General features: G+C 71.6%; 21 protein-coding genes and 1 pseudogene. 17 read left to right on the forward strand and 5 right to left on the reverse strand.

Going from position 1 to position 21,167, the window contains the following annotated elements; all coding sequences use genetic code 11:
- Positions 1 to 2 precede the first annotated feature (2 nt).
- Complete coding sequence (locus tag FHX81_RS22385; RefSeq protein WP_141980008.1) at positions 3 to 662, reverse strand: HNH endonuclease family protein; 660 nt, start codon at positions 660 to 662, stop codon at positions 3 to 5.
- A 108-nt stretch (positions 663 to 770) separates the two neighbouring features.
- A complete protein-coding gene (locus FHX81_RS22390) occupies positions 771 to 1,448 on the reverse strand; it encodes a hypothetical protein (protein ID WP_141984075.1) in 678 nt (225 codons plus the stop codon).
- Positions 1,449 to 1,536: 88 nt separating this feature from the next.
- On the opposite strand from FHX81_RS22390, the gene FHX81_RS22395 reads away from it, so the two are divergent.
- The 5 genes from FHX81_RS22395 to FHX81_RS22415 all read left to right on the forward strand — a co-directional run bounded on the left by FHX81_RS22395 (position 1,537) and on the right by FHX81_RS22415 (position 6,624).
- Positions 1,537 to 2,829: an adenylosuccinate synthase gene (locus FHX81_RS22395; RefSeq protein ID WP_141980009.1), complete on the forward strand. Its 1,293-nt coding sequence runs from the start codon at positions 1,537 to 1,539 to the stop codon at positions 2,827 to 2,829.
- Between the two features lie 151 nt (positions 2,830 to 2,980).
- On the forward strand, positions 2,981 to 3,805 hold the full coding sequence (locus FHX81_RS22400; protein ID WP_141980010.1) for an ABC transporter permease: 825 nt from the start codon (positions 2,981 to 2,983) through the stop codon (positions 3,803 to 3,805).
- Complete coding sequence (locus FHX81_RS22405; RefSeq protein WP_141980011.1) at positions 3,790 to 4,491, forward strand: ABC transporter ATP-binding protein; 702 nt, start codon at positions 3,790 to 3,792, stop codon at positions 4,489 to 4,491. Before FHX81_RS22400 ends, FHX81_RS22405 begins: the two co-directional genes overlap by 16 nt.
- Positions 4,475 to 5,425, forward strand: coding sequence for an ABC transporter substrate-binding protein (locus FHX81_RS22410; protein WP_141980012.1), 951 nt, complete (start codon positions 4,475 to 4,477; stop codon positions 5,423 to 5,425). Before FHX81_RS22405 ends, FHX81_RS22410 begins: the two co-directional genes overlap by 17 nt.
- Positions 5,422 to 6,624, forward strand: a complete 1,203-nt coding sequence (locus tag FHX81_RS22415; protein WP_141980013.1) for an LLM class flavin-dependent oxidoreductase — start codon at positions 5,422 to 5,424, stop codon at positions 6,622 to 6,624. Before FHX81_RS22410 ends, FHX81_RS22415 begins: the two co-directional genes overlap by 4 nt.
- 534 nt (positions 6,625 to 7,158) lie before the next feature.
- On the opposite strand, the gene FHX81_RS22420 is transcribed toward FHX81_RS22415, so the two are convergent.
- From FHX81_RS22420 to FHX81_RS22430, 3 genes are all read right to left on the reverse strand, one after another.
- On the reverse strand, positions 7,159 to 7,674 hold the full coding sequence (locus tag FHX81_RS22420) for a protein kinase family protein (protein ID WP_170232133.1): 516 nt from the start codon (positions 7,672 to 7,674) through the stop codon (positions 7,159 to 7,161).
- A gap of 94 nt (positions 7,675 to 7,768) precedes the next feature.
- Positions 7,769 to 8,875, reverse strand: coding sequence for a glycerophosphodiester phosphodiesterase (locus FHX81_RS22425; RefSeq protein ID WP_141980015.1), 1,107 nt, complete (start codon positions 8,873 to 8,875; stop codon positions 7,769 to 7,771).
- Between the two features lie 125 nt (positions 8,876 to 9,000).
- The gene (locus FHX81_RS22430) at positions 9,001 to 10,554 is read right to left on the reverse strand and encodes a Na+/H+ antiporter (RefSeq protein ID WP_141980016.1); all 1,554 of its coding nucleotides are present in this window, start codon (positions 10,552 to 10,554) and stop codon (positions 9,001 to 9,003) included.
- Between the two features lie 28 nt (positions 10,555 to 10,582).
- Here FHX81_RS22430 and FHX81_RS22435 point away from each other — a divergent pair, with 28 nt between their 5' ends.
- The 12 genes and pseudogenes from FHX81_RS22435 to FHX81_RS40700 all read left to right on the forward strand — a co-directional run bounded on the left by FHX81_RS22435 (position 10,583) and on the right by FHX81_RS40700 (position 21,113).
- On the forward strand, positions 10,583 to 10,843 hold the full coding sequence (locus FHX81_RS22435; RefSeq protein WP_141980017.1) for a UBP-type zinc finger domain-containing protein: 261 nt from the start codon (positions 10,583 to 10,585) through the stop codon (positions 10,841 to 10,843).
- 120 nt (positions 10,844 to 10,963) lie between these two features.
- A complete protein-coding gene (locus FHX81_RS22440; protein ID WP_141980018.1) occupies positions 10,964 to 12,961 on the forward strand; it encodes a TRAP transporter permease in 1,998 nt (665 codons plus the stop codon).
- Positions 12,942 to 13,937, forward strand: a complete 996-nt coding sequence (locus FHX81_RS22445) for a TAXI family TRAP transporter solute-binding subunit (RefSeq protein ID WP_141980019.1) — start codon at positions 12,942 to 12,944, stop codon at positions 13,935 to 13,937. Before FHX81_RS22440 ends, FHX81_RS22445 begins: the two co-directional genes overlap by 20 nt.
- A gap of 28 nt (positions 13,938 to 13,965) precedes the next feature.
- Complete coding sequence (gene purD, locus FHX81_RS22450; protein ID WP_141980020.1) at positions 13,966 to 15,222, forward strand: phosphoribosylamine--glycine ligase; 1,257 nt, start codon at positions 13,966 to 13,968, stop codon at positions 15,220 to 15,222.
- 152 nt (positions 15,223 to 15,374) lie between these two features.
- Positions 15,375 to 15,827, forward strand: coding sequence for a hypothetical protein (locus FHX81_RS22455; RefSeq protein WP_141980021.1), 453 nt, complete (start codon positions 15,375 to 15,377; stop codon positions 15,825 to 15,827).
- A 16-nt stretch (positions 15,828 to 15,843) separates the two neighbouring features.
- Positions 15,844 to 16,413, forward strand: coding sequence for a DUF3558 domain-containing protein (locus FHX81_RS22460; RefSeq protein ID WP_246108285.1), 570 nt, complete (start codon positions 15,844 to 15,846; stop codon positions 16,411 to 16,413).
- A 10-nt stretch (positions 16,414 to 16,423) separates the two neighbouring features.
- Positions 16,424 to 17,713 carry a PPE domain-containing protein gene (locus FHX81_RS22465; RefSeq protein ID WP_141980023.1) on the forward strand — a complete coding sequence of 430 codons (1,290 nt, stop codon included), beginning with the start codon at positions 16,424 to 16,426 and terminating at the stop codon, positions 17,711 to 17,713.
- 1 nt (position 17,714) lies between these two features.
- A complete protein-coding gene (locus tag FHX81_RS22470) occupies positions 17,715 to 18,482 on the forward strand; it encodes an ESX secretion-associated protein EspG (protein WP_141980024.1) in 768 nt (255 codons plus the stop codon).
- Positions 18,483 to 18,587: 105 nt separating this feature from the next.
- Positions 18,588 to 19,118 (forward strand): ESX secretion-associated protein EspG, encoded by a 531-nt coding sequence (locus tag FHX81_RS22475; RefSeq protein ID WP_141980025.1) that lies wholly within the window; start codon positions 18,588 to 18,590, stop codon positions 19,116 to 19,118.
- Positions 19,119 to 19,281: 163 nt separating this feature from the next.
- A pseudogene (locus FHX81_RS42135) lies at positions 19,282 to 19,449 on the forward strand (transglycosylase); the annotation flags it as partial.
- A gap of 268 nt (positions 19,450 to 19,717) precedes the next feature.
- Entirely contained in the window at positions 19,718 to 20,872 is a 1,155-nt protein-coding gene (locus tag FHX81_RS22485; protein ID WP_141980026.1) for a pyridoxal phosphate-dependent aminotransferase, read from the forward strand.
- A 67-nt stretch (positions 20,873 to 20,939) separates the two neighbouring features.
- Complete coding sequence (locus FHX81_RS40700) at positions 20,940 to 21,113, forward strand: hypothetical protein (protein ID WP_170232135.1); 174 nt, start codon at positions 20,940 to 20,942, stop codon at positions 21,111 to 21,113.
- Positions 21,114 to 21,167 lie beyond the last annotated feature (54 nt).

The following is a 21,167-nucleotide window of genomic DNA, read 5'->3' on the forward strand; positions in this document are numbered from 1 at the left end:
GGTCAGCACCTCCCGAGCATGCTCTGCAGTGCAGTCTTCTCCGCCGAGTTCACGCTCAAACCCCACTTGTACTTCGAGCGCGTCCACATCTTGGCGTACGTGCACCAGTAGGAGGTCAGCGGCGGCTTCCACAGCGCCGGGTCCTGGTCGCCCTTGGCCTGGTTGACGTTGTCGGTGACGGCGATGAGCTGCGGGCCGCCCAGGTCGTTGGCGAACGACTGCCGCCGCGACGTGGTCCACGACGACGCCCCGGAGCGCCACGCCTCGGCCAGCGGCACGACGTGGTCGATGTCCACGTCGGACGCCGCGCTCCACGTCGCCCCGTCGTAGGGGCTGTACCAGCGGCCGGAGGTGGCCGCGCAGGCGGAGTCGGTGACCACGTTCGTGCCGTCGCGCTTGAGGACCGTCTCCCGGGTGTTGCAGGCGCCCGAGACGGTGGTCCAGTGCGGGAACAGGTCCCGCGAGTAGCCGCTGGTGGAGCCCTCGGTCGCGACCCTCAGCGCGGCCAGCTCCGCGAGCGCGGTGCTGGTGCTCGGGATGCTCGGCGGCGTCGCCTGGGCGGGGGTGACCAGGCCGACTGCCAGCACACCAGCCAGGAGCAGGGAAAAAGCCGGAAGTCGCAGTGCTGCGGTGAACCGTGCGGTTTTGTTGACCGTTGACATAATTCCGACCTTCCTAGTTGGAAGCTGTCGGAATTACCTTGGGTCAATTCTCCTTCCGTTACAACGCTTTCGAGTGACGCCTGAATGGCGCGCGGGAAAAATCCTCCGTCACTGCACCCCGCGGATCAGCCGCAAATCCTCCGTGTGGCGGTACCAGGTCCACTTGCCCATCGGCCGCGGGTGCGCGACGCCGTCCAAATTCACCTGCACCGGCAGGCAGCCGAGCTGGAACGCGCGCGCCGCCGTGCTGGTCACCTTCTTGCCGAACAGGCGCTTGTGGATCACGTGCACGACCAGGCCCGGCCCGCCCTCCGGGTCGGGCGTGACCTCCAGCCGGGACGCCTGACCCCGAAGCACCACGGTGTCGTCCCCGTAGCCGACGCCGCGCACCGGACCGAGCGACCCGAGGCCGACGAGCACGCCGCCGACGTCGTCCCGCACCAGCGGCACCCGATCGGGATCACCGGACAGGGCGAGGTCGAGCGCGCGGCCCTGGTCGGTGGGCAGGCCCCACAGCCTGGCCACCTCGGACCGCGGGTCCGCCGGGACGAACCCGATCGGCACGTCGGCGAGCCGTTCGGTGCGCAGCAGCCGCAGGACGACCGCGTTGAGGTCGGCGTCGGTGCCGTGCACGACGAGACGTTTGTCACCCGAATCCGCCAGCACGGCGTCCACCTCGGCCTTTCCCGGCCGTTCCGCCACTCGGCGTACCTCGAAACGGTCACCGTCCGTGATCATTGGCGACTGCGAGTTTCCGCAGGCCAGCACGATTCCGCGCACCTTCATCTCCTGGTCTACCCTCAACAGCCGTCCACTGACGGCTCGGCCGTCGCAGGCATTCGGCTCTTACCCGTCCAACCGCTTGGAGTTTCACATGCCGGCCGTCGTGCTGATCGGTGCCCAGTGGGGCGATGAGGGCAAGGGCAAGGCAACCGACCTGCTCGGTGACCGCGTGCAGTGGGTGGTCCGGTACCAGGGCGGCAACAACGCCGGGCACACCGTGGTGCTGCCCGACGGCCAGAAGTTCGCCTTGCACCTGATCCCCTCCGGCATCCTCACCCCTGGCGTGACCAGCGTCATCGGCAACGGTGTCGTGGTCGACCCCGGCGTGCTGCTCGAAGAGCTGGCGGGCCTGGACGAGCAGGGCGTCGACACCAGCAAGCTGCTCATCTCGGCGGACGCGCACTTGATCATGCCCTACCACGTGGCGATCGATAAGGTCACCGAGCGGTACCTGGGCAAGGCCAAGATCGGCACCACCGGCCGCGGCATCGGCCCGTGCTACCAGGACAAGATCGCCCGCGTCGGCGTGCGCGCCCAGGACCTGCTGGACGAGAAGATCCTCCGGCAGAAGGTCGAAGCCGCCCTGGACTTCAAGAACCAGGTGCTGGTCAAGGTCTACAACCGCAAGGCGCTCGACCCCGAGCAGGTCGTGGACAGCGTGCTGGAGCACGGCACCAAGTTCACCTCCCGGATCGCCGACACCCGCCTGCTGCTCAACCAGGCGCTGGAGCGCGGCGAGACCGTGCTGCTGGAGGGCTCGCAGGGCACGCTGCTCGACGTCGACCACGGCACCTACCCGTTCGTGACGTCGTCCAACCCGACCTCCGGCGGCGCCAGCGCGGGCTCCGGCATCGGACCGACGCGGATCACCACGGTCATCGGCATCCTCAAGGCGTACACCACCCGCGTGGGCTCGGGCCCGTTCCCGACCGAGCTGAACGACGAGATGGGCGAGCACCTGCGCAAGACCGGCGGCGAGTTCGGCGTCACGACCGGGCGCTCGCGGCGCACCGGCTGGTTCGACGCCGTGATCGCCCGGTACGCGGCGCGGGTCAACGGCATCACCGACTACTTCCTGACCAAGCTGGACGTGCTGTCCGGCCTGGAGAAGGTGCCGGTCTGCGTCGGCTACACGATCGACGGCGAGCGGGTCGACGAGATGCCGATGACGCAGACCGACGTGCACCACGCCGTGCCGGTGTACGAGGAGCTGCCGGGCTGGTTCGAGGACATCAGCCACTGCCGCACGTTCGAGGAGCTGCCCGCGAACGCCCGCGCGTACGTCGAGCACCTGGAGGACATCTCCGGTGCCCGCATGTCCGCGATCGGCGTCGGCCCGGGCCGCGACCAGACCATCGTGCGCCACGACATGCTGGGCGGCTGACACCCCGGATCGACAATGCCTCCGGCACCGACGCAATCGGTGCCGGAGGCATTTTCACAATTCGGGAGGCGTTGACTGCTTCCGGTCGGATATCGACACTGTGACTCGCTGATCAGCGCGTCCCTGTTCCGAAATCCGCTGGGAGAAATCCGTGTCGGTTTCCACCGCGGGTGTTGTCGCGCGTCCCGAATCCGTGGTGCCCGCGCGTGCGCCCGCAGCAAAACAACGCAAGTGGCCCGATCTGCGCCGCTGGCTGAGCCCCGTCGGGCTGGTCGTGCTGTGGCAGGTCGCGAGCAGCACGGGCGTGCTGCCGCCGGACAAGCTCGCGTCGCCGGTGACCGTGTTCCGGTCCGCGTACGAGCTGGTCGCGAACGGGCAGCTGGTGGAGGCGTTCCTGGTGTCGGCCGGCCGGGTCGCGGTCGGGTTCGCCCTCGGAGCGGTCGTCGGTGGGGCGCTGGGCCTGGCGTCCGGGCTGTCCCGGTGGGGTGAACGGCTGCTCGACCCGCCGGTGCAGATGCTGCGCACGTTGCCGCACCTGGGCCTGATCCCGCTGTTCATCCTGTGGTTCGGCATCGGCGAGGAGCCGAAGCTCGCACTGGTCGCGGCGGGTGTCGCGTTCCCGCTGTACCTCAACCTGCACTCGGGCATCCGGCAGACCGACCCGGCGCTGCTGGAGGCCGCACGCGTCCTCGGCTACACGAGGTTCGAGCGGATCGCGCACGTCGTGCTGCCGTCGGCGGTGCCGCAGACGCTGGTCGGGCTGCGGATCGCGCTCGGCACGGCGTGGTTGTCGCTGATCGTGGGCGAGCAGATCAACGCGGACGCGGGCATCGGCTACCTGATCAACAACGCCCGCGAGTTCCTGCGCACCGACGTCGTCGTGGTCGGCCTGCTGGTCTACGCGCTGCTCGGGCTGACCACGGACGCCCTGGTGCGCGCGCTGGAGAGGAGGGTGCTGCGGTGGCGGGCGCGGTGAGGATCCGGGGGCTGGTCAAGGACTTCGGGCCGCGGCGGGTGCTGGCCGGGCTGGACCTCGACGTGGCGGACGGCGAGTTCGTGGCGCTGCTGGGGCGCAGCGGGTGCGGCAAGTCGACGTTGCTGAGGATCCTGGCCGGGCTCGACCCGGACGTCGAGGGGACGTTCACGGTGCCCGAACGGGTGTCCGTCGCGTTCCAGCAGCCGCGGCTGCTGCCGTGGCGGCGGGTGTGGCGCAACATCACGCTCGGGCTGCGCGGCGTCGACGGCCGTGAGGTCGCGGAGCGGGCCTTGGCGGAGGTGCGGCTCGCCGATCACGCCGACGCGTGGCCGTTGACGTTGTCCGGCGGCGAGGCGCAGCGCGTGTCGTTGGCGCGGGCGCTGGTGCGCGAGCCGGAACTGCTGCTGCTGGACGAGCCGTTCGGCGCGCTGGACGCGTTGACCCGGCTGGCCATGCACCACCTGGTGGAGCAGCTGTGGCGGGAGCACCGGCCCGCCGTGCTGTTCGTGACCCACGACGTGGACGAGGCACTGCTGCTGGCCGACCGCGTCGTGGTGCTGGACGAAGGTCGGATCGTGGCCGAGCACCGCGTCGACCTGCCGCGACCGCGCCGCCGCGCGTCGTTCGCGGACCTGCGCTCGCACGTGCTGTCGAACCTGGGGGTGGACGATGTCGAAGCTGCTTAGCGCGGTCGCGGTCGCGGTGCTGGTGCTGGCGGGCTGCGGCACGGCCGGGTCGTCCGACGGCCCGGTGGTGCTCAAGGTGGGCGACCAGAAGGGCGGCTCGAAGGCGCTGCTGACGGCCGCCGGCCTGCTGGACGACTTCCCCTACCCGATCGAGTGGTCCACGTTCACGTCCGGACCGCCGTTGCTGGAGGCCGCGTCCGCGGGCGCGATCGACGTCGGCGGGGTCGGCAACACACCGCCGATCTTCGCCGCGGCGGCGAACGCCAAGATCGCCGCGGTGTACTCGGCGAAGGGCAACGTGGAGAGCGACGCCCTGCTCGTGCCCGCCGACTCGGCGTTGCGGGCGGTGCCGGACCTCGAGGGGCGCAGCATCGCGGTGGCCAAGGGCAGTTCCGCGCACGGCCAGGTGCTGCTGACCCTCGCCGCGGCCGGGCTGACGACCAGGGACGTGACGCTGAACTTCCTGCAGCCGTCGGACGCGTACTCGGCGTTCACGCAGAAGCGCGTGGACGCGTGGGCGGTCTGGGACCCCTACACGGCACAGGCGCAGCAGGAGGCGGGCGCGCGGGTGCTGACCGACGGGCGCGGCAAGTCCAACGGCTACACGTTCCAGGTGGCCGGGCGGGCGGCGCTGGACTCGCCGGGCAAGAGCGCCGCGGTCGGGGAGTTCGTGAAGCGGATCGGGCAGGCGCAGCGGTGGGCCGACACGCACCGCGAGGAGTGGGCGCGCGTGTGGGCGGCGGAGACCGGGTTGAAGCTCGAGGTGGCGCGCGCGGCCGTGGAGCGCGGCGGTGACCTGCCCGTGCCGCTGGACGACGCGGTGATCGCGTCCGAGCAGGAGTTGGCCGACGCGTTCACCGCGGACGGCGCGCTGCCCGGCAAGGTGGACTTCCGGAAGTTCGTGGACACCCGTTTCCAAGGGGAGCTGTCGTGACCGTCGTGCCGCACTGGTTCCTGCCCACCTCCGGCGACGGGCGGACCGTCGTGGAGCGCTTCCACGCCAACCGGTCGCTCGGCGCGGCCGCGTCGCGCGAGCCGGACATCGACTACCTGGCCCAGGTCGCGCGGGCGGCCGAGCACAACGGGTTCGCGGGCGTGCTGACGCCGACCGGCACGTGGTGCGAGGACGCGTGGCTGACCACGGCGGCGCTGCTGGCGCGCACGTCGACGCTGAAGTTCCTGGTGGCGTTCCGGCCGGGCGTGATCTCGCCGACGCTGGCCGCGCAGATGGCCGCGACCTACCAGCGGATCTCGCGCGGTCGGCTGCTGCTGAACGTGGTGACCGGCGGGGACGAGGTGGAGCAGCGCCGGTTCGGCGACTGGCTCGACCACGACCAGCGGTACGCGCGGACCGACGAGTTCCTGCACGTGGTGCGGGCGGTGTGGTCGGGGCGGCCGGTCGACTTCACCGGTGAGCACTACCGGGTGTCGGGTGCGACGCTGTCGGCCGCGCCGGACCCGGTGCCGCCGATCTACTTCGGCGGGTCGTCGGACGCGGCGCTGCCGGTCGCGGCGCGGCGGGCCGACGTGTACCTGACGTGGGGCGAACCGCCGGCGCAGGTGGCGGAGAAGATCGGCCGGGTGCGGGCGCTCGCGGGTGACCGGCCGATCCGGTTCGGCGTGCGGCTGCACACGATCAGCCGTGACACGTCGGCCGAGGCGTGGCGCGAGGCGGAGAAGCTCCTGGAGGCGCTGGACCCGGCGCAGGTGGCCAAGGCGCAGGAGCAGCTGCGGACGTCGCAGTCGGTGGGGCAGCAGCGGATGGTGGCGCTGCACGGCGGCGACCTCAGCCGGGGCGTGCGCGGCCTGGAGGTCCACCCCGGGCTGTGGGCGGGCATCGGCCTGGTGCGCGGCGGCGCGGGCACGGCGCTGGTCGGCAGCCACGAGGAGGTGGCGGACCTGATCGGGGAGTACCACGCGCTCGGCGTGGAGGAGTTCGTGCTCTCCGGCCACCCGCACCTGGAGGAGGCCTACTGGTTCGGCGAGGGCGTCCTCCCGATCCTGGCGCGGCGCGGCCTGCTGGCCGGTTCACCGGCCCTCGACGGCCCGGAACTGTCGGACCCCGTCGGTAGAATCGCAGCAAGGGTTCCCCTTGGCGGGGACCCGCGCGAAGCCGTTCACGGCGGGTCCTGATCACCGGGGACGTCCGGCCGCGCGAGAGGTTCGGGCGTCCCCGACGATCAGGTCGTCGATGGGGCCGGGACACCGCCTCGGGTTCCGGTTCGGAATCCCGGACGGCCGCCACGACGCCGAGCACGACCACTCCCAAGGCCTCCCGGAGAGCTTCGAGCGGAGTGGTGAAGTCGGCTTCCCCGTGCTTCTTCTCCACCGGTCGCGCGTGGTCGTACTCCGTCAGCTTCGCGACGTCGTGGACGACGTCGTCCGCACAGCCGGTCACGTCGACGCTCAGGTTCATCCGGCGCATCAGCGCGGCGGACCGGGCGTCGAAGATCCACCACGGCTCCGGCCGGTCCTCGCGGTTCTTGCCCAACCCCTGCATGACGAGGTCGGAAACGGCGTGGTCCACACCCGGCACCAGGTCCGTCGGAGGGATTGCCTCCCCCTTCTCGGGCCAGTGGAACGACCCCGCGACGTTCTTCCCCTGGTTCGGCGGCTGTCCGGCCGGCACGTGGTAAATCGTGGCGCAGAGCCGGTGGACGCCCGTGGTCACGTCGTTCCACTGCTCGGGGGGAGTGTGGTGCGCCCGGACGGTGCGGGAGCGGGTGATGGCCTCCACGACCCGTGCCAAGCCGAGTCGGCGACTTCGACCCTGCCCGAGGTCGCACACAAGGTGTTCTGCGGCTTCGAGTCCCGGTGCAGGACGCCGATCTTGTGCGCCTCGCTGAGCGCTTCAGTGGCTTCGGGAGCGATGTAGAGGCCGAGGCGCTGCCGCGTGGCGGCGTCCACCCGGAGGCTGTGCTCCGAGATCCACTCAGCCACGTCGCAGCCGTCGACGTGCTCCATGACGACGGCCGGGCCGCGGTGGAGACCGCTGCCGACGTCGAGGAGATCGAGCACGGCGACGACCCGGGGGTGGCCCAGGAGCTTTCCGCCGGTCCTGGCTTCGTCCCCCAGGATCTCGGCCGCTCCCGGGGTCCCGCGCAGCTGCCGCTCTCCGACGACCCCGAGCGCGACTCGTCGGTCCATCAGCGTGTCGTCGGCGATGAGCGTCTCGATGGCCACACCGGGAGGTTGGAGGTCGGGGCCGATCGGTCGTCGGCCCGGACGATGAGGTCCGGCCGGGTCGTAACCCCGGCCGAACCTCATCGGGTGCGGGTCAGCGGCTGTTGCGGGCTTCCACGGCCGTGTCGGGGTTGTCGGCGAACACGCCGTCCAGCCCGGTCGCGTAGAACTTCGCGTACTCGCCGAACGCGTCGCCGTACGCGGCCGGGTCGGTGGACGTGCGGAAGTCCGCCGGCAGGAACGTGTTCTCGTTGCGGAACGTCCACGCGTGCACGATCAGGCCGCGGGTGTGGGCGTCGCGCACCAGGGTGGTCGGCTCGCGCAGGAAACCCGCCGCGTCACGCGGGATGATCCGGTCCTTCGCCGCGCCGACGCCGTGGGCGTACGTGCGGATCTCGCGCAGCCCCTCCGGCGTCACGAGGTCGCTGTAGGTGCGCTTGTCGCCCGCCTTGACGAAGTCGTACGGCGCGCCCGACGAGTTGACCAGCTGCACCAGCGGCACCCGCAGCTTCCCCTTGAGCTGCTTGAGGTTCGCCACCTCGAACGACTGCACGTACACCTTCGCGCCGTGCCGGTTCAGGCCCGCCCGGGTCAGCACGTCGACCAGGCGCGGCTCCAGCGGCAGGCCGATGTCCTGGAAGTACGTCGGGTGCTTGGTCTCCGGGTACAGGCCGATGTCGCGGCCCAGCTCGCGGCTCAGCCGGCGGGACAGGTCGATGACCTCCTCCAGCGTCGGCACCTCGAACCGGCCGTCGTAGAGGGTGTTGCGCGGCCGCACCTCCGGGATGCGCTCCCCGGCCCGCAGGGTCTTCAGCTCGGCCAGCGTGAAGTCCTCGGTGAACCAGCCGGTGACCGACGCGCCGTCGATGACCTTGGTGGTCCGGCGCCCGGCGAACTCCGGCTTCGTCGAGACGTCCGTGGTGCCGCCGATCTCGTTCTCGTGCCGGGCGACCAGCTTGCCGTCCTTGGTCACCACCAGGTCCGGCTCGATGTAGTCGGCACCCATCCGCGCGGCCAGCTCGTACGCGGCCAGCGTGTGCTCCGGCCGGTAGCCCGACGCCCCGCGGTGGCCGATCACCAGCGGGCCCCTGCGGGGTGACGCCACCTCCGCGTCACCGCTCGCCGACGCCGAGGGCAGCACCACCGCCCCCGCCACCGCGAGCGCCGCGAGCGCCGCCCCCACGATCCTCGTCCGCACCATCGCCGACCTCCTCGACTCCACCTCTGACGCGCGGCAGCCTCGTCGCGCACCGCGACGTCCCGGTCACGCTAGGGCGAAGTGCAGGACACGTCACGGTGAACGCGTGGTGGGCGCTTCGGGTGTCGTCACTCCCTGGATATGGCCGCTTCCTCCAGGTCGAGCTCGCGCAGCACCCGGACCAACACCTCGTCGTCGATCCGGCCCTCGTCGCGCGCCTCGATGAACACCTGGCGCTCGGCCTCCAGCATCGTGCGGCGCAACCGCCGGTACGACGCCGCCGGGCTCTCCTCCTCCTGCCGGCCCAGGCGCTCCCACGCCGCGTTGCCCCGGTGCTCGGCCATCACCCGCAGCCGGTCCACGACGTGCTCCGGCGTGTCGCGGTCGTCCCCGACCAGCTCGTCCAGCTTGCGCACGGCGGCCTGCGCGGCGGCGTGCTGCACCTGCGCCTCGGCCAGCGCGTCGGTCCGCTCCTCGTCACCGCGGAACCCGAGCTTGCGGATCACGAACGGCAGCGACAGCCCCTGGATGAGCAGCGTGCCCACGGTGACCACGAACGCGCAGAACACGATCACCTCGCGCCCGGGCAGGTCCAGCGGCAACGCGCTGGCCGCGGCCAGCGACACCACGCCCCGCATCCCGGCCCACGACAGCACGGTCACGCCACGCCACCCCGGCGCGCCCTCGCGCTCCCGGATCCGCTTCGACAGCAGCCGGGGGAGGTACGCGGCCGGGTACATCCACACGAACCGCACCACGATCGTCGCCGCCAGCACGGTCGCCGCCGCCCACAGCAGCCCGGCGGTGATGTCCACGTCCCGCACCACGCTGTTGAGCTGCAAGCCGATCAACGCGAACACGAACGACTCCAGCAACGTGTTTACCGACCGCCACACCGCGGTGTCCTGCAAGCGCGTGTAGTAGGAGCTGCGCGGCGCGTAGTGCCCGATGTAGAGCCCGGCGATGACGACCGCGAGCACGCCGGACGCGTGCAGCTCCTCGGCGAAGATGTACGCGCCGAACGGCACCAGCATGCCGAGCGCGCTCTCCAGCACGCCGTCGTCGAGCCGGTCCCGGATCCACCGCACGCCCCAACCGATCGCCAACCCGACCAGCACGCCGCCACCGGCGCTGATCACGAACGTGCGGGTGCCGTCCACCCAGGTCGCGGTGACGCCCGCGGCCGCCGCGACGGCCACCTTGTACGCCGTCAGCGCGGTCGCGTCGTTGATCAGGCTCTCGCCCGTGAGCAGCGTCATCGTCCGGCGGGGCAGGTTGAGCCGCCGCCCGATCGCGACCGCGGCGACCGCGTCCGGCGGCGCCACCACCGCGCCCAGCACGAGCGCCGCGGGCAGCGACAGGGCGGGCAGCACGAGGTGCGCGACCAGCCCCACCGCGATCGTGGTCGCCAGCACCAGCCCCACCGCGAGCAGCCCGATCGGCCGGAGGTTGGCCCGGATGTTGTGGTACGAGCTGTCCAGCGCGGCCGAGTACAGCAGCGGCGGCAGCACCAGGACCAGGATCAGCTCCGGTTCCAGCGCGAACTCGGGCAGGCCCGGGATGAACGACACCGCGAGCCCGACGCCCACCAGCACCAGCGGGGCCGACCAGTTGAGGCGCTTCGCCGCGGCCGTGACGAGCAGCGCGCCGACGAGCAACAGGAGCAGTTCCGGTCCGTGCATGGCGCAATCTTGCGTGATGATGGCCGGTATGACCTGTCCTCACGTCTCAGAGCTCCCGGACTCCGTCGCCCCGGACAACCCCGAGGGCTGCGCCGACTGCCTCGCCAACGACGAGCACAACTGGGCCCACCTGCGCATCTGCCTGTCGTGCGGTCACGTCGCCTGCTGCGACTCCAGCCCGCGCCGGCACGCGACCGCGCACTTCCACGCCTCGGAACACCCCGTGATGCGGTCGTTCGAGCCGGGCGAGGACTGGCGCTGGTGCTACCTGGACGCCCGGATCGTGTGATCCCGGCGGGACCCGGCCGGGCTGTCTTTACAGTCCCTTTAGCCGGTCGGTCTATGGCTGTGACCCGCGACACAAGTAGCTTCGTGAGCGCTTCACCAGGCGCGACACGAAGGGGTGCGCGTGACGACCAAGCCGCAGGTCGAAGTCGATGAACTGCTCGCCGAGTACGACGAGGAGCGCCCGTCGCGCGCCTTGTCCCGGCGGTGGGAGCTGGGCGTGTGGGTGGCGGGCCTCGCCATCGCGCTGCTCGTGCTCAAGCAGGTGTTCTGGCCGTTCAGCAAGGGCGGCCAGTACTACCTGGTGATCTTCCTGGCGGTCACGCTGCCGCTGGTCTTCCTCTGCTACCGGCCGCGCGGCAGGCGTGGTGACGCCGACGACCCCGGTGTCGTCGACTGGGTCGCGGCGGTCCTGGCACTCCTGGTCGGCGCGTACCCGCTGTTCGGCGGGTTCGACGCGTTCCTCGACCGCCAGGGGCAGCTCACCACCCTCGACGTCGTCGCCGGGACCGTGCTGCTGGTGCTGATCCTGGAGGCGTGCCGGCGGACCACCGGCTGGGTGCTGCCGATCGTCTGCGTCGGGTTCATCGCGTACGCCTACTACGGCGGGTTCCTGCCGCCGTCCTGGGACATCTCGCACGCCGGCGTCGACTTCTCCCAGATCGTCAACGGCTGCTACAACGACGCGACCGGGTTCTACGGGACGCCGCTGGACGTCGCCGCCACCTACATCGTGCTGTTCACGATCTACGGCGCGGTGCTCAACGCGTCCGGCGCGGGCACGTTCTTCGTGGACATCAGCTTCGCCGCGTTCCGCAAGTCCCGCACCGCGCCCGGCCGCACCGCGGCCACCGCCGGGTTCCTGCTCGGCACCGTGTCCGGCTCCGGCACCGCGACCACCGTGTCGCTGGGCGCGGTGACGTGGCCGATGCTGAAGAAGGCGGGCTACCCCAAGGAGAACGCGGGCGGGCTGCTCGCCGCGTCCGGCATCGGCGCGATCCTGTCGCCGCCGACCCTGGGCGCGGCGGCGTTCATCATCGCCGAGTACCTCGAGACGTCCTACCTCCAGGTGCTGATCTGGGCGATCCTGCCGACCCTGCTGTACTACCTGGGCATCGCGCTGGCCGTGGAGATCGACGCGCGCAAGTTCGGCGCGAAGCCGGTGGACATCGACTCGCCGAGCCCGTGGGTGCTGCTCAAGCGCGGCGGCTACCACTTCCTGTCGCTCGCGGTGATCGTGGTGTTCCTGGCGATGGACATCCCGGTGTTCTCCGCCGTGGTCTACGCGACCGGCGTCGCGGCGGTGTTCGCGCTGATCGCCCGGCGCGGCGACGTGCGCGGGTGGCTGCGGGCCATGGTCGACTCGCTCTCGCAGGGCGTGCGGTCGGCGCTGCCGGTCATCGCGGTGTGCGCGGCGGCGGGCGTGATCACGTCCACCATCACCAAGACCGGGCTCGGCCTGGTGCTGGCGTCGACGCTGGTGGACGTCGCGGGCGCGATCTCGTCCAACCCGGCGGTGGTCCTGTTCGCCACGGTCGTGCTCGCGGCGTTCGCGGTCAGCCTGCTCGGCCTGGCCGTGCCCGTGACGGCGTCGTTCATCATCTCGTGGGTCGTCATCGGACCCGCGCTGATCGAGCTGGGCGTGGCGCGCGAGGAAGCGGCCATGTTCATCTTCTACTACGCGGTGCTGTCGGAGGTGACGCCCCCGACGGCGCTCGCCGCCGTGGCCGCCGCCGCGATCACCGGCGGCGACGTGATGAAGACGATGTGGCGGACGTGGAAGTACACGCTGCCCGCGTTCCTCGTGCCGCTGGCGTTCGTGCTGACGGACAACGGCTCCGGGCTGCTGCTGCGCACGTCGTTCCTCGACGGGGTGTGGGCGTTCGCCGCGTCCGCGCTGGGCGTGGCGGCGCTGGCCGTGCTCACCGGCGGCTGGCTGTTCGGACCGGCCCGGTGGCCGGAGCGCGTGCTGTGCGCGCCCGCCGCCGTGGCCCTGCTCTACCTGCAACCCGTCACCATCGCCGTCGGCTCGGCGTTCCTGCTGGCCGCGGTGGCGGTGCACGTCGTCCTACGCCGGAAGACCCCCTCGGGAAAGGAACAGCATGCGCAGCTGGACGCTTAAGGTCGCCGTGGGCGTGCTCTCGGTCGGCCTCGTCGCCGCCGGGTGCGGCGGGAAGCGGACCCCGGACGCGTCGTCCGACGGCAACGCGGGCGGAGCCGCCTGCGAGGCCGCGGACGGCCGGATCACCATCGCGACCGGCAACTCCGGCGGCGTGTACTACGTCATGGGCGGCGGGCTGGCGAAGCTGATCAGCGACAACACCAAGCTCAAGGCCACCGCCGCCGAGACCGGCGCGTCCGTGCAGAACATCCAGCAGCTCGTCGCGGGCGACTACGACGTGGCGTTCTCGCTGGCCGACACGGCGGCCGACGCGGTCGCGGGCAAGGGCGCGTTCGACGGCAAGCCGCAGCAGGTCAAGGCGCTGACCAGGCTGTACCCGAACTACACGCAGGTGCTGGTCCGGGCCGACTCCGGGATCGAGTCGGTCGCGGACATGCGCGGCAAGCGGATCTCCACCGGATCGCCCAAGTCGGGCACCGAGGTGATCGCGAACCGCCTGCTCACCGCGGCCGGGCTGAACCCCGAGACCGACGTGCAGGCGCAGCGGCTCGACCTGGCCAAGACCGCGGACGGGATGAAGGACGGCAGCATCGACGGCCTCGTCTGGTCCGGCGGCCTGCCCACCGCGCAGATCACCGACATCACCACCTCGTTGAAGGACCAGGTCAAGTTCATCGACATCACGCCGCAGCTGGACGCGTTGAAGGAGGTCAACGAGGTCTACGACCGGGGCGTCATCCCGGCCGCGACCTACGGGCAGCCGGCCGACGTGCCGACCGTGGCGGTGCCGAACGTGCTGCTCGTGCGCGCGGACTTCCCGGACGGCGACGCGTGCGCCGTGACCAAGCTCATCTTCGAGAAGAAGTCCGACCTGGAGGCCGTGCACCCGGCGGCCAAGGACATCGTCGAGGAGAAGGCCGGCATGACCGACCCGGTGCCGCTGCACCCCGGCTCGCTGGACGCACTGGGCGGCTGACCGGCCGGGTCATCTAGGCTTCCGCACCGTGCGTGTCCTGGTCATCGGGTCTGGCGCCCGTGAACATGCCCTAGTCCTCGCCTTGTCGCGGGACCCTTCGGTGATCGCGTTGGCCTGCGCGCCGGGCAACGCCGGCATCGCCGGGGTGGCGGAGACCTACGGGGTCGACGTCACCGACGGCGGCGCCGTCGCGGCGCTGGCCGAGGAGTGGAACGCCGACCTGGTCGTAGTCGGGCCGGAGCAGCCCCTGGTGGCGGGTGCGGCGGACGCCGTGCGCGCGATCGGGATCCCCTGCTTCGGCCCGTCGGCCGCGGCGGCCCGCATCGAGGGCTCCAAGGCGTTCGCGAAGGACGTCATGGCCGCCGCGGGCGTGCCGACCGCCGTGTCGGAGGTCGTGGACAACCCGGCCCGGCTCGACTCGGCGCTGACCCGGTTCGGCCCGACCTGGGTCGTGAAGGACGACGGCCTGGCCGCCGGCAAGGGCGTGGTCGTCACCGCCGACCGCGCCGTGGCCCGCGCGCACGCCATGACGCTGCTCGACCACGGCCACCCGGTGCTGCTGGAGTCGTTCCTGGACGGTCCCGAGGTGTCGCTGTTCTGCCTGGTGGACGGCGCCACCGTGGTGCCGCTGCTGCCCGCGCAGGACTTCAAGCGCGTCGGCGACGGCGACTCCGGTCCCAACACCGGCGGCATGGGCGCCTACTCGCCGCTGCCCTGGGCACCCGCCGACCTCGTGGACAAGATCGTCGCCACCTGCGTCCAGCCGGTCGTGGACGAGCTGGCGCGCCGCGACACCCCGTTCACCGGCCTGCTGTACGCGGGCCTGGCCCTGACCTCCACCGGCCCGCAGGTCATCGAGTTCAACTGCCGGTTCGGCGACCCGGAGACCCAGGCCGTGCTGGCCCTGCTCCGCACCCCGCCCGCGGCCCTGTTCCACGCCGCCGCCACCGGCGTCCTGGCCACCGTGCCGCCGCTGGAGTGGGCCGAGGGCTACGCGGTGACCGTCGTGGTCGCCGCCGAGGGCTACCCGGGGCGCCCGCGCACGGGTGACGTGATCGGCGGCGCCGAAGCCGAGGGCGTCCTGCACGCGGGCACCCGCCGCCGCGAGGACGGCGCAGTCGTCTCCACCGGCGGCCGCGTGCTGTCCGTCGTCGGCACGGGCCCCACCCTGTCCGACGCCCGCGCCGACGCCTACCGCCGCGTGTCGGGCGTCCACCTGACCGGCTCCCACCACCGCTCGGACATCGCCCTGCGCGCCGCGCACGACGAGATCACCGTCCCCTGAGCCCGACCCGCCCGACCACGAGAACCTCCGACCACCGCCCCGGCGGAACCGGGTCGGAGGTTTCTTCGTCCAACCTCAGACCCGGCTCACGCGGTCGTTGGTAGCCTCGAACCGGGTTCAAACCGTTACCGACCGTACGGGGGTAGGACGTCGTGGAACCGGAGACCGGCCTACTAGGAGCCGTCGCCGCGGCAGGGGGAGCCGTCGGCAAGGCGGTCGGCGCGATGTTCGCGGCGGAGAAGCAACTGGGCGACGCACTGTCCGCGGGTCCGATGTCGGGCCAGAGGTTCGAGGTCAGTCGTGACACCGTGCTCCAGGCGGGCAAGATCATCGACGACCAGGCGGACCGGTTGAGCAAGGCCTGGGAGCGGGCCACCAAGGACCTCAGGGTCGAACTCGGGGAAGGCGCCGACCCGGTGAACGCCGGTGTCGCCGAGGCGTGGAACAGCCGGCTGACGGAAGCCGACGATTCGTACGCGGAACGCGTTCGGCAGTACATCGAGAGCCTTGACAGCCTGGTCAAGCAGTTGCGCTCGGTGGCCGAGCAGTACGGGTTCACCGAAGAAGAGGTCACCACGGCGTTCGGGGCGAAGAGTGTCCACTAGCGTTCTTCGCGTCGTGATGGTCGCGGTCACCCTGGGACTGGTGGCCGTCGGCTGCACGAATCGCGAGCCCGGTGACGCCACCCCGGCCGGGGAAACGCCGATGACGTCCAGCGCGACGTCCGCGGCCCCGGAGAAGTCGCGACCGCGCGAGGTGAAGCTCGACGGGATCGACCCCTGCAAGGTTCTCACCGCCGAGCAGATGAAAGAGCTCGCGGTGGTCGAAGCCGAGCGGAACGACGGTGACATCGTGAAGGCCGGCGATGAGCCGGTTTGCGCGTACGACAACAACGACTCGCCTCGCGTCACCTATGAGGTCGGCCTGGTGACGAGCAAGGGCATCGAGTACTGGCGCGGCACCGGAAACGTCGCGGTGGAGCGGATCGAGGTGGGCGGCTACCCCGCCGTGCAACTCACCTTCAAGGGCACGTCGACCGTGGATTGCGGTGTCTCCGTCGACGTTGCCGAGGGCCAGCAGCTGTACGTGGACTTCTCGTCCATCGGGCAGACGCCGTCCCAGGAGCAGATGTGCGACAACGCGAAGAAGGCGGCCGAGCTGGCGCTCGTCACCTTGCCGACATTGGCGTGAGGGGGAAGTCATGAGCGGGCATCGAGACATTCCGGATTTCCGGTTCCAGGGTTACGACAACCAGGCGTTGGCGACCCTCGTCCAGCAGTTCCAGGCGGGTGACGCGGCCCAGAAGTTCAGCGACGCGTCGCACGCGCTGCGCGAGCTGTCCGCCAGCCTGATCGAGGTGGACGAGACCCTGCGCACGGAGCTCAAGAAGCTCGGCATCGACTGGCAGGGTGCGGCGGGCGAGCAGGCCGGGCAGAAGACCACGGTCATGGCCGACTACGCGTCCGAGGCGGATGAGGCGGCGCAGCGGAACTCCAAGGCCACGGCGGTGCAGGGGGCGACGTACAGCCAGACCCGCAACGGCATGCCCGAGCCGCAGAAGTTGCGGGGTGACACGGAGACCAACATCGGGGATGAGTTCCTCGGGTTCTTCGGGCACGAGACGGATCACGCGAAAGAGGTCAAGGAGACCCAGGCGGCGCGTGAGCAGGCCATCCGCGGGCTCGACCAGTACACCGAGGCCAGCCGGGACGCGTTGAACCAGTACCAGGGCATGAACAAGCCCCCGCAGTTCGAGGTGACGACCGCGTCCAGCGTCAGCACGCCGGTCGCGGCCGTGGGGCAGCCCGGTGTGCCGGCGCCCTCCATCCCCGGCGGTGGCGTGCCCGGTGGTTTCCCCGGTGGTGTGCCGGGCGGTGTGCCCGGTGGCACGGTCGGTGTGCCGCCGCAGGTGCCCGGCATGCCCGGTGGCTCCACGGGGTTGCTGCCGCCCACGCCCGGTGGGTCGACGGTGTTGCCGCCGGCGGCGTTGGGCGGGGTGAAGCCCGGTGGGTCGAACTTCGGGTTGGGGCTCGGGCTCGGGCTGGCCGGCGGGCTCGGGTTGGGGCTCGCGGCCACGCAGGCGCGGGGTGGGCGGGTCGTGCGCAACCCGGCACCGGCGATGCCCGGCGGTGGCAAGGTGCCCGAGGGCCCGGCCGGTGGCAAGGGCACCGGTGGCGGTGGCGGTGGTCCGGCGGGCAAGGGCGGTGTGCCCGGGATGCCCGGCACGCTGACCGGCAAGCCCGGCATCTCCGCGACGATCGGTGCGATCGACCCCGACGAGCGCGTGCCCGGTCGTGGCGCGGCGGGCGCCGCGGCCGGCAAGGCGGGTGCCGGCGGTTCGATGTTGCAGCCGGCGGCCAGCGCCAAGGGCGGTCCGGGCGAGGAGGACGGCGAGCACGTGCGCAAGTACGGCGTCGACTCCGACGACGTGTTCGGTGACGAGCGGATGGTCGTGCAGTCGGTCATCGGCGACGAGACCGAGAAGAAGTGAAGTGACCGGCACGGTTGTCCTGTCCACGCTCGAGTTCGACGTCGCCTGGGAGGGCGAGCGGCTGACCCGCCGCAACGTGGCGCTGGACGTGCCGAGCCCGGGCGTCACGCACACCGAGCGGGCCGTGTTCGTGGAGCAGGCGTGGGCGTCTCTCGCCGAGCGCGGGCTGGCCGCCAACCGGCGGCTGACGCCCGAGCTGGCCGACGCGTTCGCGCTGCTGGCCAACCCGCTGCTGTCGATCGACCTGTGGATCTGGGTCGACCGCCGCAAGATCAGAGGTCTGGCGGCGGCGGCCGGTGAGGAGGCCGTCCTCGCCGTGGTCGACGGCGACGAGGTGTGGCTGATCGAGTCACGGGCCAGTGCGCTGGCCGAGTCGGCCGTGTCGGTGGCCGGTGAGATGCCCGCCGGGCACGGCCGGTCGATCAGCCTGCCGAACGACGTGCTGCGCGCGGCGGGCAGCGAAGCCGGGTTGGACGCGGAGAAGCTGGTGCTGGCGTTGGAGCGGCACGGCCTGCCGCTGCACGAGGCGCAGGAACTGGCCGGCATGTGCGACGGGATGAGCACCCGCGGCCAGTTCGGCGTCGAACGCGCCCGCCACGGCGCGCCGCCGGTGCGCGCCAACCGCGTGGTCGCCTGGCACGACACGCCGTCCGGCCGGTACCTGCACCAGGTGCGGCCCAGCTCGGACGGTCGCAACTGGAGCACGATCACCCCGATCGACAACGCCCGGCTCGCCGGGTGCGTGTGGGAGCTGGTGCAGGAGGTCTGAGTTCCCGCGCGGCCGAGCGGAACCCGACCGTGCTCCACGGCGTCAGTTCCGGTGCGGGCCTGGGGGGCCGGAGCAATGCCCGCCGTCATTCGGGAGTGACGTCTGGTGACCACTGCGACGCTCAGCGCCACCGCGTTCCGCACCGCCTGGGAACACCTCGACCTCGGCGCCATGCCGATCGTGCTGCACGTGCCGGACGAACCCGCGCCGTGGAGCCACCTCACCGCCCAGGGGCTGGCCCGCGGCGGCGAACTCGACCCGTGGCTCGGCGCGGCGTTCAAGCTCATCGCCCACCCACCCCGGTCGGCGGACCTGCGGCTGGGCATCGGCAGAGCCGCGGTGCGCGCGCTGGCCGCGTCCACCGGCTCGGGCTCGGTGCTGGCCGTGCTGACCCGCGACCTGATCACCGTGCGGGAGGTGGAGGTCGACCTCGCCACCGCGCTGGTCGGGCTGCTGCCGAAGCTCCCGGACGGCCTGGTGGGCGGACCGGACCTGCGCGGCCAGTTCGGCGCGGCGGCCATCGACCGGAGCGGTCGGCGGCGGCGCGCGGCGGACGTGGTCGACTTCCACGGACCGACCGATCCGGACGTGCTGCGGAAGGGGATCACCGCCCTGGTGGACGAAGTCACCGGATAACGCCCCGGTGGTCACCGGTTCCGCCCCACGGCCGGGAAATGGCGGTCGCGAAGGTCAACGAGGCGATGGAACAGCGCCGGAGCACGACCGGGAGGCGGGTGCCGGGTTCGCCGCGGCCTACCTGGCGGGGATTCCACCAAGAGCGGGAACGCACTCACCGACGCGGTGCATCGACCCGACGTTCCAGGCGCACGAGCTGCCCGGGCACGACGACATCCGGAACCCGGTCGACAACGTCATCGCCGGCGTCCGCTACACGTCCTCGCGCTACGGCGGGTTCGACGGACACGCGGGTCTGAGGTCGATGGCGGGTGGAGGCGGTTACCAGGGCTGCCGGCTGCGGTCGGGCGGTTCCGGCTCCGACGTCGACGGTTCCGATGTCCGGGTGGAAGCGAGGGGCGTCGGCCACCGACTGCACGGAGGTGACGAGGCCGGGCAGGGCGCGCGGTCGCGCCGAGGGCCGCCGCCCAGGATGCCGCGGCCTGGTCGGCTCCGGCTTCCGGCGTGTCGATCAGCAGTGCGTACCCGGCTCCGGTGCGTGCCGGAGGCAGTGGTGGTGACCTGCGGATCCTCCCGGACCGTCGATTAACCTGGCCGGCATGCCAGGTGTCGCCGGTCGTGCCGATGTGCCTCCGTTCCACGTCATGGAGGTGCTGTCCGCCACGGCGCGGCGGCAGCGGGTCGTGGGTGACGTCGTGTCGTTGGCGGCGGGCCAGCCGTCGAGCCCCGCGCCCACGCCCGTGTTGGAGGCCGCGCACCGCGCGCTGCGCCGGCAGACGTTGGGCTACACCGAGCAGCTGGGCATCGTCGAGCTGCGGGAAGCCCTCGCGGGGCACTACGACCGGCAGTACGGGCTGGCGGTCTCGGCGGACGACGTCGTGGTGACCACCGGGTCGTCGGGTGGGTTCCTGCTGGCGTTCCTCGCGTCGTTCGAGGCGGGGGCCCGCGTCGCGCTGGCCCGGCCCGGCTACCCCGCCTACCGCAACATCCTCACCGCGCTGGGCTGCGAGGTGGTCGAGCTGGCTTGCGGGCCGGAGACGCGGTTCCAGCCCACGGTGGCGATGCTGGACGACGCCGGTCCGCTCGACGGGCTCGTGGTGGCCAGCCCGGCGAACCCGACCGGCACCGTGCTGTCACCGGACGAGCTGGCCGCCCTGGCCGGCTGGTGCGCCGAGCACGACGTGCGGCTGGTCAGCGACGAGATCTACCACGGCATCAGCTACGGCACGCCGCTCGCGTGCGCCTGGCAGACCTCCCGTGACGCCGTCGTGGTCAACTCCTTCTCCAAGGCGTTCGCCATGACCGGCTGGCGGCTGGGGTGGATGCTGCTGCCACCCGACCTGCGCCGGGCGGTGGACCGGTTGACGGGCAACTTCACGCTCTGCCCGCCCGCCCTGGCCCAGCACGCGGCCGTCGCCGCGTTCGAGCCCGAGTCGTACGCGCAGACCGAGCGCCTGGTCGAGGGGTACCGCCTCAACCGGGACGTGCTGCTCAAGGGCCTGGCCGACCTCGGCATCGACAAGGTGGCCCCCGCCGACGGTGCCTTCTACGCCTACGCCGACGTCTCCCACCTCACCGACGACTCGATGGCCTTCTGCCGCCGCCTCCTGGACGACACGGGGGTCGCGATCGTGCCGGGCGTCGACTTCGACCCCGTGCGCGGGCACGAGTTCATCCGGATGTCCTTCGCGGGGGCCGGCCACGACATCGAAGAGGCTCTGCGGCGGCTGGGCGCTTGGCTGTCGTCATCATGATGACAGTAGTACTCCGATCGGAGCTTCGGCGGGGGAACCGAACCGGTGATCCATTCGTTCGGGTGACATGGTCCGGATAATCCTGTGGCTGCTCGCGGCCTGGCTCGTGATCACCGTGCTCGGCGCCGTGATCAAGGGCGTGTTCTGGCTCGCGGTGATCGGTGGCGTGCTGTTCCTCGGCACGGCCGCGTACGGCGCCATCAAGAGCTCCAAGCGCCCGAAGGGCATCAAAGGGCCCTGACACGCCCTGATACCCGCCCGTTCGTCCTCACGAGCTGGAAAAACGTCGAACCGA

Source organism: Saccharothrix saharensis, assembly GCF_006716745.1.
Lineage (GTDB): Bacteria > Actinomycetota > Actinomycetes > Mycobacteriales > Pseudonocardiaceae > Actinosynnema > Actinosynnema saharense.